This window comes from Synoicihabitans lomoniglobus, from assembly GCF_029023725.1.
Lineage (GTDB): Bacteria > Verrucomicrobiota > Verrucomicrobiia > Opitutales > Opitutaceae > Actomonas > Actomonas lomonigloba.
The window spans coordinates 1,782,578-1,798,509 of sequence record NZ_CP119075.1 but is presented as its reverse complement, the minus strand read 5'-3'; the positions used below and the strand labels follow the sequence as shown (position 1 = coordinate 1,798,509).

At 61.4% G+C, this 15,932-nt stretch carries 9 protein-coding genes; 3 read left to right on the top strand and 6 right to left on the bottom strand.

Annotated features, from left to right (window positions below):
* Window positions 1-11: 11 nt before the first annotated feature.
* The 3 genes from PXH66_RS07025 to PXH66_RS07015 form a co-directional block, all read right to left on the bottom strand.
* Complete coding sequence (locus PXH66_RS07025; protein WP_330927951.1) at window positions 12-1,337, bottom strand: MFS transporter; 1,326 nt, start codon at window positions 1,335-1,337, stop codon at window positions 12-14.
* A complete protein-coding gene (gene malQ, locus PXH66_RS07020) occupies window positions 1,334-2,965 on the bottom strand; it encodes a 4-alpha-glucanotransferase (protein WP_330927950.1) in 1,632 nt (543 codons plus the stop codon). Before malQ ends, PXH66_RS07025 begins: the two co-directional genes overlap by 4 nt.
* A gap of 206 nt (window positions 2,966-3,171) precedes the next feature.
* Window positions 3,172-5,919, bottom strand: coding sequence for a TonB-dependent receptor (locus PXH66_RS07015; RefSeq protein WP_330927949.1), 2,748 nt, complete (start codon window positions 5,917-5,919; stop codon window positions 3,172-3,174).
* Window positions 5,920-6,270: 351 nt separating this feature from the next.
* Between PXH66_RS07015 and PXH66_RS07010 the strand changes: the two genes are divergently transcribed.
* Window positions 6,271-7,914 (top strand): alpha-amylase family glycosyl hydrolase, encoded by a 1,644-nt coding sequence (locus PXH66_RS07010; RefSeq protein WP_330927948.1) that lies wholly within the window; start codon window positions 6,271-6,273, stop codon window positions 7,912-7,914.
* Between the two features lie 14 nt (window positions 7,915-7,928).
* Here the strand turns inward: PXH66_RS07010 and PXH66_RS07005 are convergent, their stop codons facing one another.
* Window positions 7,929-9,341, bottom strand: coding sequence for an alpha-amylase family glycosyl hydrolase (locus PXH66_RS07005; RefSeq protein WP_330927947.1), 1,413 nt, complete (start codon window positions 9,339-9,341; stop codon window positions 7,929-7,931).
* Between the two features lie 122 nt (window positions 9,342-9,463).
* Window positions 9,464-10,537 (bottom strand): hypothetical protein, encoded by a 1,074-nt coding sequence (locus PXH66_RS07000; RefSeq protein ID WP_330927946.1) that lies wholly within the window; start codon window positions 10,535-10,537, stop codon window positions 9,464-9,466.
* 103 nt (window positions 10,538-10,640) lie between these two features.
* On the opposite strand from PXH66_RS07000, the gene PXH66_RS06995 reads away from it, so the two are divergent.
* A complete protein-coding gene (locus tag PXH66_RS06995) occupies window positions 10,641-11,879 on the top strand; it encodes an amidohydrolase family protein (RefSeq protein ID WP_330927945.1) in 1,239 nt (412 codons plus the stop codon).
* On the opposite strand, the gene PXH66_RS06990 is transcribed toward PXH66_RS06995, so the two are convergent.
* Window positions 11,874-14,465 carry a hybrid sensor histidine kinase/response regulator gene (locus PXH66_RS06990; protein ID WP_330927944.1) on the bottom strand — a complete coding sequence of 864 codons (2,592 nt, stop codon included), beginning with the start codon at window positions 14,463-14,465 and terminating at the stop codon, window positions 11,874-11,876. The genes PXH66_RS06995 and PXH66_RS06990 overlap by 6 nt on opposite strands.
* 254 nt (window positions 14,466-14,719) lie before the next feature.
* Between PXH66_RS06990 and PXH66_RS06985 the strand changes: the two genes are divergently transcribed.
* Window positions 14,720-15,928 (top strand): class I SAM-dependent methyltransferase, encoded by a 1,209-nt coding sequence (locus PXH66_RS06985; protein WP_330927943.1) that lies wholly within the window; start codon window positions 14,720-14,722, stop codon window positions 15,926-15,928.
* Window positions 15,929-15,932: the final 4 nt, after the last annotated feature.

The following is a 15,932-nucleotide window of genomic DNA, read 5'->3' as shown; positions in this document are numbered from 1 at the left end:
GGTGAACCGGCTCACGCCGCGACTTCGGCTTCATCCTTTGGCACCAGCCCCAGCAGCGCCACCGCCGCGATCAGCAGCGCCACGCCACCCGCCATGACCACCGGCATGGAGGCACCGTCAAAAAATCGATCGACCACCGGCCCCAACAGCGTCGCCGCCAGAATCTGCGGCAGCACGATGAAGTAATTGAAGACGCCCATGAAAAATCCCATGCGTTCCGCTGGCAGCGCGTTGGCGAGCAAGGCGTAAGGCAATGCCAATATGCTGGCCCAGGCCACGCCGACTCCGACCATGGAGATGAGCAGCGCCCACGGCGCGGTCCACCATCCGACACTCACCAATCCGAGTCCGCCGCAAACCAAGCACACTGCGTGAACCGAGCGGGCGGAGAACTTCCGCACCAACGCGATCAGCCCAAACGCGAACGCAAACGCCACACCGTTGTAGGTGGAGAAACACACGCCGCCCCACTCGACACCGCGTTGATAGGCGGCCGACCCCGGCTCGCCGCCAAACATTCCACGCGCAATGGCCGGACTGAAATACAGCCACATGCAGAACAGTCCGAGCCAGGTAAAAAACTGCACGACCGCGAGCCGTTGCATGATTTTGGGCATGTCCAGAATGCCCCCGAGGATGGCTTTGATCGCGGTGCCTGCGCCCGCCGTTCGCCGCTTCTCGGCCTCGAATGCCGCCATGTCGGCCGGGGGACGTTCCTTGGTCGTCACGATGGTATACAGCACGGCCAACAGGAACACGACCGCACCGATGTAAAAGGACAGATGGACCGACCACGGGATCTGATTGCTGCTCGCTTCGCCGTGCGCTCCCACATCGAACACATTGGTCAACAGCCAGGGCAACGAGGACGACAACACCGCGCCGAGTCCGATCATCAAACTCTGCATCGCAAAGCCGACTTTGCGCTGTCCCTCCGGCAACAAGTCACCCACGAAGGCGCGAAATGGCTCCATGCTGATGTTGACCGACGCATCGAGCACCCACAACAGACCCGCCGCCATCCACAACGTCGAAGAGTTGGGCATGGCAACCAGCGCCAGGCTTGCACAAATCGCACCGGCCAGGAAATAGGGACGCCGCCGACCGAGTCGCGTCCACGTGCGGTCACTGTAGTAGCCGATGATCGGCTGCACGATCAACCCGGTCATGGGCGCCGCCAGCCACAGAATCGGAAGGTCCCCTTCCTCCGCGCCGAGGAACTGGTAGATCGCGCTCATGTTGGCCATCTGCAGGCCAAAACCGAACTGAATACCGAGAAACCCGAAACTCATGTTCCAGATCGCCGGCAGGGAAAGACGGGCGGGAGCCTGATTCATGACAAGGTCGTTGGGGTGGAATTAAGCGGGGCAGCCATGGCGACGGCGTCATGGGGCAGTTCACCCGGCGGCGCGCTGTAGTCGCGTTGGCGCGGGTCGCCGGTCCGATCGAACATGCGATGCCAACGCCGGAGGGTCTCTCCCCGCCGCGCATTGAGCGCATCCAGGTCCGCGGTGGTAAACCGCCAGCGCCAGTTGCCTTCGGTCGTCCCGGGTTGATTCATGCGGGCCTCCGAGTCGAGATCGAGCAAGTCCTGCAGCGGCACGACGGCGAGACGAGCCACCGACGCAAACGCGGCCCGAATGAACGGCCACGCCGTATCGGGTTCGCTGATACCGTAGTAATCGCGCAACACCTCCCGGGTCTCCGCATCGAGTCGGCGCAGCCAGCCGCGCGTGGTGTCGTTGTCATGCGTGCCGGTGTAGACCACCGACTCCGGCGGATAAAAGTGCGGCAGGTTCACGTTGTTGTCGTCATGCCCGTAACCGAACTGGAGAATCTTCATTCCGGGGAGTCCCGCCGCCTGGCGCAGGGCCGCGACGCCCGCATTGATGTAGCCGAGGTCCTCGGCGATCAGCCGGGCGGACGGCAACGCGGCGGCGATGGCATCGAATAAGGCCAGTCCGGGACCGCGACACCAGGTGCCCCGGCGAGCGTCCAACGCTTCGGCCGGTATTTCCCAAAATGTGTGGAAGCCACGGAAGTGGTCCAATCTCACGATGTCGCATTGCGCAAAGGCGGAACGCAACCGCTCGATCCACCACGCGTAGTCGGTGGCGGCCAGATGCTCCCAGTCGTAGAGCGGATTACCCCAGCACTGGCCGCGATCGGAAAAATAGTCCGGCGGCACGCCGGCAATTGCGGCGGGGCGGCCTGCAGCATCGAGACGAAAAACGTCTCGCCAACGCCAGGTGTCGGCGCTGTCCAAGGCCACAAATATCGGCACATCGCCGATGATGGCGACGCCGCGATCGACCGCGTGTTCACGCAGGTCCGCCCACTGCCGGTAAAATAGAAATTGATAGAAACCGTGCCGCGCCGCGTCCGCCGCCGCAGTCTCGGGCAGTTCCTGCTCGATCCCCGGTCGCCAGTCGCGCCATTGCACGGGCCACATCGGCCAAGCGTGGCCGCCGAAGTGATCCTTCAACGCCATGAACGCGACATAGGATGGCAACCACGTCGCGTGTTTTTGAGTGAACGCTTCCAAAGCGCCGGCACCACCCCACGGGGCGTCGGGACCGAGATTCACGAAGCGCTCATGCGCACGACTGAGCACCGGCCAAAACAACCGATAAAGTTCCCCGTAGTCGGTGACGCTGGTTGGCAACGCCCGCAGAGGCGCCACGTCGTCTTCGGTCAGCAGGCCCTCTGCCAACAGCGGCGCGAGGTCGATGAAGTAGGCGTTGCCCGCGAAGCTGGAAAACGATTGATAGGGCGAGTCTCCGAAACCGGTCGGGCCGGCCGGGCAAATCTGCCAATGTTGAAATCCCGTGTCGGCGAGAAAATCGATGAAGCGACGAGCCCCGGTCCCGAGGTTACCAATACCAAAATCGCCCGGCAGGGCAGAGATCGGTGCCAGCACGCCGGAGGAGCGGCAACGCAGCCAGTTGGGGCGAAGGGAGTTCACGGGCAGGTAGACGAAATGAAACAGGAGAAAAGGAAGGGAAACGCCCCGACGGTCCGGGGAGAAACCGCATGATTGCGGTGAGGGTGGCGGACCCGGTCCACGCAGGGGTCGGACCGCGCCGGCCTGCCGCGAGGCGGCACCGCTAAGGCGCCGACTCCCGCGACAGGGGGCGGGTTCATGAGGCGTTGTGGGACCTCAAAGTGGGCTCAAAAACGATACGCAAAGCCCAGCGAGTAGGAGGCGCCGTAGGTCTGGTAGTTGATGACCTGACGGGGGTCGTCGTTGTTGTAGGTGACCAACGGTTCGTTGCTCAGGTTGTAGGCCTGAAGGAAAACCGAAAGACCTTCGGCGGGGCCGTCTTGCAGCGTGTAACTCAATTGAGCATCGAGCACCGACTCCGGTTGGGCGACGGAGAAGCCGCCGTTCGGGTTCACATCCCCACCCGGATTGGGCGGTCCGAAGGTCGTGATGTATTGACGGTTTTCGGACCGGTAACGGTGGCTGAGTCGCACGGCGAATCCACCGCGTTCGTAGTAGACCGTGGTGTTCGTGACTTTGCGGGAGAGACCCGCGATCGGCGCGTCGCCACCATCGGGCCCCCAGGGCTGCACGCTGCTGTCGGTATAGGCCCCACCGAGCACAATGCCGAAGCCTTTGAAGTCGGGATTGATCATTTCCGAGGCAAGCGAGAGCGTGAATTCCAGACCGCGAACGTTACCGCCCTCGCCATTCACCGGCTGGGAAATGAGGCCGTAGCTCAGCGTCGGCTGCACGCCGCCGGGGATCGGGTAGCTGGAGAAATCGGCGACGTCCTGCTGCTCATAGATGTAGTTCTTGAGGTCTTTGTTAAAGGCCGCAATCGCGACATAGCCGCGGCTCTGGCTGAAGTATTTTTCCAGCGAAAGATCGATGGAATCAGATTTCCAGGGACGGAGTTGGGAGTTGCCTCCGCCGCCGCTCCATGGGCTCTGGCTGGGGTCGTTGGAGTCGACCTTGGAGCCATCAAACCCCCAGCTGCGGGAGGCGCGCATGTCATACATACGCGGGCGGGCAATCTGACGGGCGGCGCTGAAACGCAGGTAGAGATCGTTGCCGAAATCGAAGTTAAGATTCAGGCTTGGGGACACGTCTGTGTAGGAGTCGCCGTCGCTGACTTCGTTGAGGGTGTTGCCGTTGGCGGAACGTCCTTCGGAATTCTGTTTGGTGTGAATCAAGCGCACGCCGATGTTGCCCGTCATGTTGACGTCGCCAAGTCGCCGCTCGAAGTCGCCCTCGGTGTAGAATTGGGAGACCTTTTCCCGAATCTGGAAGCGGTTGGCCACGATGCCGGTGTCGGTGTTCGGGCTGAATCCCCACACCCCGTTGTCGTAGGATTTGAGCGGATCGTAGGCGTAGATTTCACCCATGCCGAGGAAGCTCATGTCGGTGGTGCCGATTTGGGGAGGCAGCGCCAGCGTCAGCTCACCATTGGGCGTGTGCAGGTAGCCGGAGGGATTTTCCCCGTCGCGCTTGTAGCGATCGGTGTAGCTGGTGCCGATTTCCACATTGGTGAAGAAACCGTCCAACTCGTGTGCGGTGGAGAGCTGCAACTGGCCGAGCTCGTCCTTGGATTGGAAGCCCTTCAAGTAACCATACATGCCATTGCCCGGCAACGTGTCGGGCCCCCACCCTTGCGGATCGCTCAGCTTGAGCACCGAACCATCGGCATAGTCGAGCGACGGCGTGATCACCGGCAACTGCCCCGGCGCCAGCTGGATGCGCATGGTGTCGGGGTTGGCGGCATCGCCGCGGAGGCCGAGACCCGACCAGGTTTCGATGTTCAAGTCATCGCGGGTCACGCGGGAGTAGCTGGCGTCAAACGTCACGGGCCAGGCGGATTCCTCGCCGAGCACGAGATTCCAGCCGATCGCGATGGGATCAGCCTCGCGATTAAAGGCATCGTTCCGCACGACGGGTTGGACGTTGGTCATCGTCAGGTCGGTCGCCAGTCCGTCTACAATGGTCGGATCTCCCTGAATGGCTGCTCCGCTCCAAATCAAAGGAATCTCCATGCCGCGCAGCATCTGCCGTTCTTCGAACTTGGAGGCGAACACATCGAAGGACATGTGCAGGTTGTCACTCGGTTGGTATTCGATGGTGGCCATGATGCCGTCGCGATCGAGCACGCTGTTGCGGACGTAGGACTTGGTGCCACCGAGGCCGAAGTTTCCGTCGCCATCCGTCGGGTATCCCCAGGCTTGAAATTGTTCGCCGGCAAAGGGCTTGCTGGAGTGCGAAAGACCGACGGCCACGCCGAGGGTGCCGTCATCATTCTGGTCGATGTAGGAGACACTGAAACGATTGCCCGTGGAGCTCACGCCGGGGGTGAGCTCGCCCAGTTGGTTCCACTCGTAATAGCCGTTCATGGCGACGACGCGTCCCGTGCGGCTGAGCGGACGAATGGTCTGCAGATCAATGGTGCCGGCGAGACCTTGGCCGATGAGGTCGGCTTCGGCGGTCTTGTAGACCACCACGGAATTCAACAGGTCCGCGGGATACTGGTCGAATTCGACGGCGCGATTAAGGCCGGTCGACACCTGCTCACGGCCGTTGAGCAAACCAGTGCTGAAGTCGCCGCTGAGACCACGGATACTTATGGCCTGACTGCGGCCGTTGGTGCGTTGAGTGGTGAGCCCCGTGAGGCGGGTCAATGCGTCGGCAATGGAGATGTCAGGCAACTTGCCGATATCTTCCGCTGAAATGACTTCGGCGATGATGGCTTGTTTTTGTTTCACTTCCGCGGCGGCCGCGAGACTGCCGGCAAAACCGCCGGTGACTTGGAAGGCTTCCAGGACCACGATGTCGCCATCATCATCGGATGCGGCCGCAGCGTTGGTCTGGGAAAACCCCGTCGCACCGCTGCCCAGCGAAAGCGCCAGCGCGAGTGCAAACTTAGGGGTGAGGTGGGTATTCATGTTCGTAGTGTTGGTGAGCCTCGAGTCGGCGGTCAGGAGTCGCCGTTGATTTCAAGGCAGGGGTTTGGTGTGAGACTGCACGCACGTCTGCGTATTTGAAACCATCCTGCGCGGGTTCGGCGGCGCAGCCATCTGCAAGTCCTCGGTTAAACTCATATCAACTGGACAAAACCTAGTTTTGGACCGGCGCAGCCTCTTGCTACATACCCTCGAACCGCGGGACGCTTTGCTCCGGTCGCAGCGTGCATCACGGCGAATCAATGTTCCGTCCCGCCGAGCCAAGTTTTGTCCGCCCCCCCGATTTTGAGCTCCAACGGAATGCCTTCCATTTTGGGTAAAACCCCTGCTGCTATGCTTACCACTTCCCGCTCCTTTCATCTTCGTATTCTCCCGATCCTGCTCGTGCCCCTCATCAGTGCCTGCGGGCTGCGCGGCCAATCCGCACCGTGGTGGCACGACGCCACTTTCTACGAAATTTTCGTGCGTTCATTCAGCGATGCACGGGAAGGCCCGCTCGCCAACGACGGCATCGGGGATTTCCAAGGTCTGATTGAGCGTTTGGATTATCTCAACGACGGCGATCCCGCGACGATCGATGATCTTGGGATCACCGCCGTGTGGTTGATGCCCATCCATCCGTCACCTTCCTACCACGGCTACGACGTGACCGACTACTTCGACGTGCACCCTGACTATGGTGATGTGCCACTCATGAAGCAGTTCGTCGCGGCAGCTCACGCTCGCGGGATTCGCGTGATTATCGACCTCGTGGTCAATCACGCTTCCTCGCAACACCCTTGGTTTCACGCCGCCCTCACCTCTCCGGCCGCTCCCGAACGCGAGCTCTTCCGCTTCGCTTCCCTGCCCCATGAACTCTATGGTCCGTGGGACCAGCTCGCGTGGCAGCCGGCGGGAGAAGATTTCTACTATGCGGTGTTCTGGCACGAGATGCCCGACTGGAATTTCCGTCATCCCGCCGTCACTCAACATCATCGCGACGTCGCCAATTTCTGGTTACAAGAAGTCGGCGTTGATGGCTTTCGGCTCGATGCGGTGCGTTACCTCTACGAGGACGGCGCCGCGTTGCAGGACACTCTGGAAACCAAGCACTGGTTGCGGGACTTCACCCGCTACTGCCAGTCCCTCAATTCCGAGGTGTTTTTGGTCGGCGAGGTCTACGCACGGGCGGAGGTCGTCGCCCCCTACCAGCGCGAAGAAGCACTCACCAGTTTCTTCGAGTTCGAACTCGCCCGCGCCGTGATCGAAGCCACGCGTCTGCGCCGTCCGGGGATATTGAGCGATGCCCTCGATCGGATCTACCATGCCTACGATGATGAGGTCACCTGGTCGCAATTTCTGGCCAATCACGACCAGCCTCGCATCCGCAACCAGTTGGGCGATGATCCCGCCGCCCTGCGTCTCGCCGCGCAGCTGCAGTTCGTTTTGCCCGGCATTCCCTTCATCTACTATGGTGAGGAAATTGGCCTGCGCGGCGACAAACCCGATCCGGAACTGCGCACGCCCATGCCATGGACCTCGGCTTCGCCGCACGCGGATTTCACGGCAGCCACGGCGACGCCATGGCATCCGTTGAATCCTGATTTCGCCGCCATCAATGTAGCGTCCGCCGAACGTGACCCTAACTCCCTCCTGCATCTTTATCGTCGCTTGATTCGGCTCAACGGCAGCTCGCCAGCATTGCGTCACGGGCGTCAATTGGCGGTGGAATCAACCGGGCCCCGACACTACGTGGCCGCCCGGCAGACCGAGGCCGAAGTGGTAATCGTATTGGCCAATCTCAACGACCACTCGATCGCGGCGCCCGCGCTCAATTTAAGCGGGAGCAACGCGCGACCTGAGTGGATTCTCGATGAACTTTTCACCACCGCTTCGCTGAAATCGCCGATCGACCCCGACGGTGCCCTGCACCATTGGCAACCATGGGACGAACTGCCACCCGAGACCGTGCGGGTGTTGCGTTGGCAACGGCCGTAAATCCTACCGCGGGGTTATTCGTTTTCGTCACAGGTCAGCACCATATATCCCCACGCCGGCAGCGAAAACGAAGCCGCCGGTTCGATCATCATGGTTCTGCCCGTAAACGCATCGGTCCAGGTGCCGCCGATTCCGGTGTGGGCGGTATCGAAGGTCACAGGCTCGCCGGTCAAATTTAGCAGCGCCAGCACCCGGTCGCCGTCGTGCTCCCGCAGCACGGCGTAAACAGATGCGTTCTCCGTGGTGGGCAGCCGCTCAAAACGACTGCCGGTGTGCCATGCCGGATGATCCGTGCGCAACGCGCAGAGGGTGCGATAAAAGTCGGCCAGGGCATGCGGTTGCCAGTCGATGGGGTCCCGTTCGAAGAACTCGAGCCGCTTGGCCATACCCGCCTCCTGGCCGTTGTAAATCAGAGGAATGCCATCGAGCGCAAAGGTCAGCACGGCGAACACTTCAATCCCTCCGCCGAGTCGCTCCTGCACCGTGCCCAGCCAACTGTTCTCATCGTGATTGCTGGTGTAATACAGCATGGAACCTCCGGTGGGGAAACGCACCGCGGTCCGCGCCAGATCGTCGTCGATGCGGGATGCGCCGTGATGACCGGCCGCCACTTCGTTGATGGCGTGCATCATGTCGAAACCGTAGGAGGCGTTAAAGGCGGCCAACTGGTGCTGGGGCGTTTCCGCCTCCGACAACATGAACAACTCCGGCTTCACCGCCCGCAGTTGCCGCGCGGCTTCGTCCCAAAACGCCGTGGGCAGTCCTTTGGCATAGTCGCAGCGAAAGCCGTCCACCCCGACCTCGTCGATCCAGTAGCGCATGTCCGCAATCATGGCGGTCCACAAATCTTGGTTTTGGAAATCGAGCTGAATGACATCGGTCCAATCGAAACCATAAGGCGGCACAAATGCGCCCGCCTCGTTCCGGGCGTAAAATTCGGGATGATCCCGCGTCCACGGATGGTCCCAGGCCGTGTGGTTGGCCACCCAGTCCATCACCACCTCCAGCCCCATGGCGTGGGCTTTCGCCACCAACCGCTTGAAGTCCTCCAAGGTGCCAAATTCGGGATTAATCCCGCGGTAGTCGCTGATGGAGTAATAACTGCCCAATGGTCCCTTGCGGTTCACCGCACCGATCGGATGCACCGGCATGAACCAGATGACGCCGACGCCAAGATCGCGAATACGCTCGAGGTCGGCCTCCACCGCCGCGAAGGATCCGTCCGCCGAATACTGACGCACATTGACTTCGTAGATGACCTCATCGCGGATCCAATCCGGCACGCCCACGGCGGGTTGCCCCGCGCAGACCTGCATCGGCTCGTTGACCGTTTCAGCCGCCCGGAGCGAGCCCGTGGTCCCGAGCACAAATACGGCGAGCAGGCGGATGAAAAAACGACGAGACGGAATCGGGTGAGCTAAGGGCATGATGCCATCCAATCCATCACGCCGGCGATGCCACCGCGACCGCCGAGTGATGGACAGAGCTAGACTCACCCGGACAATTCTTTGACGCGTCGCCCGTTTGGCGGGCGACGATCAACTCGGGCTCAATGACTCGAGTAACGATAATGGAGCGTGCCGGGCACGAACTGGCCATTCTTGACGGCCGGGACGAACGGCACCGGACCGAAGGCCTTGGCCACGGCGGTCAGATATTTATCGGGGATGCCGGGACCGGGCTCCACCACCACACTGGTCGCACGACCGTTTTCATCGACTTCGGCCGTGAGCTCGAACGCGGTCACACCGATCTGCGCGAGGGCCTTGTCCAACAGCGGCGGGCCCACCAGATAGGGATCGCCGGAGCCTTGGGCAAATTCCGCCAGTCGCACGTTTTTATAGTAGGCGACACGCTGCATCCAAGTCCGGGGATTGTTTGGCACCATCGCGACGAGCAGTCCCTCCAACTGCTGAAAAATCTTATCCACATCGGAGGTGATGATTCCCGAAGCCTTCGTAATCGGCACCCCTTCGCGACTGAGCAGTGCGTATCCCGGTGCTGGATCAGGGGCAAACATTGCGATCTCATCGAGTCTTGACTGGCGGTTCTTCTTCATCACCAGCCAGGGCATTTGGAGACTTTCCGCCAAACTGATGTGCTCGCCCATCGTGTGATTCACCCCCACGAAGAGCATTTCGAAGTCATCGCCATATTTGGCCTGCAACCCGTTGTAGAGCGGAATGGCGGCCCGGAAGATTTCGCGCGCGTCGCCGCCCGATTCGACGAAGAATACCAGCAGCAGTTCCGGCTCCATGCGGTCATTCAAGTCGGTATCGGTGAGCGTGCCGTCCTTGATGCGGCGGACGCTGCCCCGCAGTTCCTTGGTGATCTGGCTCTTCCCGTCGGCCCAACGCTTCGCCCGGGCCGGCAGCTCGCGCAGACCTTGGTCGTAGCGCAACGCATCCTCCGGTTTCAGATTGGCGAGAGGCAAACGCTGACCGCGGGCCCGGCCACTCTTCAAGAGTGCCAGCGGACCCAACAGACCGGCGGGATCACCATTAAAGGCGTTGCCATTGGTGTCCACCCAGTCGGCGGCGTGAGCTTGGGGGAGGGTCAGGCCACTGGCCAAAACGGCCAGAGCCAGCACTCCGCGAAATGAGAATCGGGGGCTTTGCTTCATAAAGGGGATGTTCGGTTTCGTAGCGTCGTCGTAACGCGAATGCAATCCTTGGAACCCCGCCGACAGGGTTGTCCCGGCACGAGTTTTGCAACACGTTCAATTTATGCCTCACTTGCGCGATTGTGTCGTCCTCCATGGACCCGAGCTCACCCCGCACCATTGCGCCGATTTCGCGTGGGACGGTGACCACATCACCGCAATGGATCTCGGCGCGCCCTGCCCCCGCCTCGACACCGGTGCCCTCGTGGTCATGCCCGGCCTTTACAACGGTCACACTCATCTCGGTGACAGTGCCCTGCCCGATGGCGCGGCCGGTCTGACACTCGAAGAGGGTTTTTTCCGCCCCCACGGCTACAAATACGTCGAGCTCGCCCAACTCGATCGCGCCGAACACCTCGCTCGCGTCGAAGCCGCGCTGCGCTACATGACCCGCACGGGCACGATCGCCCATCTCGATTTTCGCGAACAGGGCGTCCATGGCGCCGAATTACTTCGCGAAGCCGCCGCGCGCGTCGGAATCGACTCCCTCATCCTGAGCCAGTTCAACGACTCGCCTTTCCCTGACGCTCAACTCAACGACCAGACGCTGCCGCTGCCCGCCAGCGCTCGCACCGAACTCGAGGGTATGCTCGCCGTCGCCGACGGATTTTCCGAAAGCACCATGAACGACCTCACCGATGCCGGCTGGCGCGAGGTCCGTGCCCGCACCGACGAACTTGGCAAGCTGCGCGCCATTCACTGCCTCGAAAACGAAGGTTACCGCGAACTGTCCCTGCGCCGCACCGGTAGCGGCGACCTCATCCGCGCATTCGAACTGCTCGATCCGCATCTCATCATTCATCTTACGTCGGCCAATGCCGAGGAGATCGCCCTCATGGCGGGTTCCGGTCGCACCGCCGCGCTCAACCCCCGCGCCAATACCACGCTGGGGCTCCCCGTGCCGCCCATCCTCGCACTGCTCGATGTCGGGGCGAATCTGTTGCTGGGCACGGACAACGTGATGCTCACGCAACCCGACTTGTTTGCCGAACTGGATTTTACCTATCGCCTCGCGCGTTCGCAGGCCACCGCCGCCCGCGCCGCCGAACCCGATCCGGCCGCGATCCTGCGAATGGTCACCAGCAACATTCGCCCGCTCCTCGGTGGCGACCATTACGGTTACCTCGCGAAAGGATTGCCCGCGTCGTTTGTGGTGCTCGATTTCACCGCCGACCACCTGCGTTACACCCGCAATTTGCTCACCACCCTCGCCACCCGCATCGGCACCGCCGACGTTCTCGCCACCTACCGCTCCGGTCGGCGACTCTGGGCCGCCCCGGCGTTTGAGTCCACCGATCTATGAGGGAGACGTCGGATGCGCGGCCAGCGCCCGGCGTAATACTTTGGCCAATACCGAGGCCCGGATGGGTTTCGCCAGATAATCGTCCATGCCCACGTTGAGGCAGCGCTCGCGGTCATCCTCCATCGCATCCGCCGTGACGGCCACGATCACCGCTCGTGACGCTCCGGTCGATGCTTCGTATTCCCGAATCCGGCGCACGGCTTCAAACCCGTCCATCACCGGCATCTGACAATCCATCAGAATCAAGCGAAACGGTTCCCGCTCGGCCAGGGCCACCGCCTCTTCCCCGTTATAGGCGACCACGGATTCCGCGCCCAGTTTGCTCAAATGCATCGTCACCACGGACTGGTTCACGACATTGTCCTCGGCTACGAGCACCCGCAGGCCAGTCAAAAACCGATCCACCGGCACCCGTGGCGTGACCACGGTTTCCAACGCCGGTGAAGCCGAGGTCTTGGCCAGCGCCCGGCTCACCGCATCGTGCAATTGGGACTGGCGCACGGGTTTTTGAAGCAGGCTTTCAATCCCGAGTTGAACCATGCGCTCCGGCGTGAGCAACAATGAGGCCGAACTCGCCACGATGATCTTGGTTTGGTCCCACGCCCGGTCGGACCGAATCTGCATCGCCACGTCTTCGCCCGAGAGCTCCGGCATCAACATGTCGAGCAACACCAGGTTGAATGGACGCTGCGCCGTCGTCGCTTCCTTCATCGCCAACATGGCTGCCTGACCGCTTTCGGTCTCGACCACTTGGCAACCCCAGCTCGACAGCTGCCGTTTGAAAATTTCCCGGTTGGTTCTGTTATCGTCGACGATCAAAACCCGGCTGCCGTTGAACGCTTCGTTACGCGCCGTCTTGCTGCGTTCCCCGGCGAGGATGCCGAGCTCGACTGTAAAGGTGAAGACGCTGCCCTTTCCTGGTTCGCTTTCGACTTTGATTTCGCCGCCCATGCGTTCCACCAATTCCACACAAATGGCGAGGCCGAGCCCCGTGCCACCAAACCTCCGGGTGGTGGACGCATCCGCCTGCACAAAAGGCTGAAACAGTCGCCGTCTGGTTTCCTCGTCGATCCCGATGCCGGTATCATTCACGGCGACCCGGAGCCAAAACCGATGCTCTTCGCGGCGAGCCACATCGACCCGCACAACGACTTCGCCCTGGGCAGTGAACTTGACGGCGTTACTGACCAGGTTCGTCAACACCTGCTGCAACCGACTCGGATCGCCCCGCACATGGCTCGGCACATCCGTTTCGACCAGACAGGCGAGTTCGACGCCTTTTTGGTGCGCCTTGTCGGCCAGGATGGCCAATGAGCTCTCCACCGGGTCACGCGGATCGAACGGCACCGATTCGATCGCCAACATGCCGGCCTCGATTTTGGAAAAATCCAAAATGTCGTTGAGCAATGTCAGCAACGTGTCGCCGGACGAACGAATCGTCTCCGCAAATCCCCGCTGCTGGGCCGTCAGATCGGTGTCGAGCATCAGATCCGTCATGCCGATCACGCCGTTCATCGGCGTGCGGATCTCATGACTCATGTTGGCCAAAAACTGCGACTTGAGCCGCGCGCTTTCTGTCGCCGCCGTGGCCGCTTCCGTGAGGGCGGCGCGTTCGCGGGCACGAGCTTCCCGCCGGCCAAAACCCACAATCAAAATCACTGTGGCCAATACCCCCACGATGGCACCGACCCATCCATAATCAAACCGGTCACGCTGCAGCAATTTTGCCCATTCCTCCGCTCCGATTTCCGAAGCGAGGATGTAATGATCGACTTCACTCTCCACGGTGTCGGCCAGCTGCCTGCGGCCCAGCGTCACCTTCTCCCAGCTGAACAACCGGTTCTGCGACATCTGCTGCCCGTTGTCCGTGGATTGCACCATTTCCCACAAGGCGGGATCCGTTTTCGCCAAATTTTGAGTGGCGCGTTCCGGCAACACGAAGCCCCATTCTTGCGCCGGCGAAAATCCCCGCAGCCAATAACCGTCCCGGCTCAGCATACGCATGCGATGAGCAAACTCCGGGGCCATGCGATCGAACACATTGATGACCGCTTCAAGCCGCACATTAATGACCACCACGCCCACCACCGCGGAATCCCGATACACCGGCTGGGCGAAACGCACCACCGGTTTGTGCGGCAATTCCACTTCGCCATTTTCAATATTCAGATCGATGCGCGAAATGTAGATTGTCCCCGCGGGCAGCGCCCGGGCCTTCGTAAAATAGGCCCGGCTCGATTTGTCCTGCAATTCATGCGCCGGAACGATCCGCCCCCCCTGATTCACCCGCATCAACTCCATGCCGTGATCATCGAGCAGTCGCACCTGATCAAAATCGCGGTGCACCAAGAGCAATTCGTAGGCGTCCGCCTCCACTCGCGCCAAATCCTGCCGGAACCCTTTCTCAAAATAGTCCCTTATATCATGCTGACTCGCAAATATTTGCGTCGCATCACTGAATGATCGAAAAGCCTGCTCCAACTGAAACTCAAACGCCCGCACCCGCACCCGTTCCTCCCCTGCCAAGCGCGTGACCACACGAGTCCGATCCTCCGCGTTGAGCATCATCACTGACAGCCCGATCATGGCGTTCACCAACACAACCAAGACCACCAAGGTCCCTCGCGCCCGCCGGGAACGTGGTAGATATGAAGTAAGGTTTAAAGATTCAGGCATTCGCAATCGACTTTGGTAATATCAGTCCGCTCGACGCGAGAAGGTTACACCAGCAGATCATTGGGTTTTACGCTAAATTTACTGCAAATTCATTTTGCACGCCGTCCCCGGAAATCCGCCACGCTTGCAACTTCGAACCGACCTGCTGCATTGCTGCTCTTCCCATGCCACAACCTTTGCCCCGTGACCGTTTTATGACCGCCCTGCGCCACGCGGTCGCCGATCAAACTCTCACCAAACTCACGCTCGGCAAATATCGGGGCTCCGATCCCACCGTCAAAAACGTGTTCGTGCGCCCGGTGTCACTCCAAGCCGGACCGCATTTGAGCTTCGTGTGGCGGCACACCCATCGCGACGTAACGAAGAATCACCCCTGCGCCGAGGGTCTCGCCGCCATCGATCGCCTGCTCGGCGTAGACTTCCTCGACGCCCACTTGTTCACCCCGGCCCAGACGGGGCAGTTGGAGACCACGGCCGACGGCCGCGTGCGCGTGAAATTCAAACTCGCCGACGCCGCCCCGCCCGTCGCGGAAGCCCGCCACGATCACGCCAAGCACCGCCTCATCGATCCGTTCGCGCTCTGGCTTCGCGACCTCGGCGTGACCAACGCCCAAGGACAGCCTCGCACCGGGCTCGCGCCCAAATTTCGACAGATTCAAAAATTCGCCGAAATCCTCCAACACCTGCTCGGCACGGCCGGACTGGCGGCGGACGCGGACGGCGAGGCACCACGCCCGCTCCGACTGGCCGACATGGGCAGCGGCAAGGGTTACCTCACTTTTGCCACCGCCGATTTGCTGGGCCCCCGGGCGCAAGTCACCGGCATCGAACGACGTCGCGAACTAGTGGATACGTGCAACCGCGTGGCACGCGACCGTGGGCTGGAGCATTTGAGTTTCAAATCCGGCGACATCGATGTCGGCGGCACGAATCTCGGCCCGTTGGAGGTCCTCATTGCGTTGCACGCCTGTGACACCGCGACCGACGACGCGCTCGCCGCCGGCATCGCCGCGGGAGCATCGTTGCTCGTCGTTTCGCCCTGCTGCCAGAAGGAACTCCGTCCCCAGCTGCAGGCGCCGCCCGTGCTGGCGCCCGCGTTGCGTCACGGTATTTTCCAGGAACGCCAAGCGGAGTTTGTTACCGATGCGCTTCGCGCCTTGTTGCTGGAAGCGGCCGGATTCGAAACCAAGGTGTTTGAGTTCATCTCCACCGAGCACACCGCCAAAAACCTCATGCTCGCCGCCTGGCATCCGCCCGGGACAACCAGGACCTCCCGGCCCGCCGCTATCAAGCGAGCCCGGGAGTTCGCGGCTTTTTACGGAATCAAAACCCAGGCGCTGGCCCGCCACCTCGGCATCGATCTGGCCGGTTAGGAAG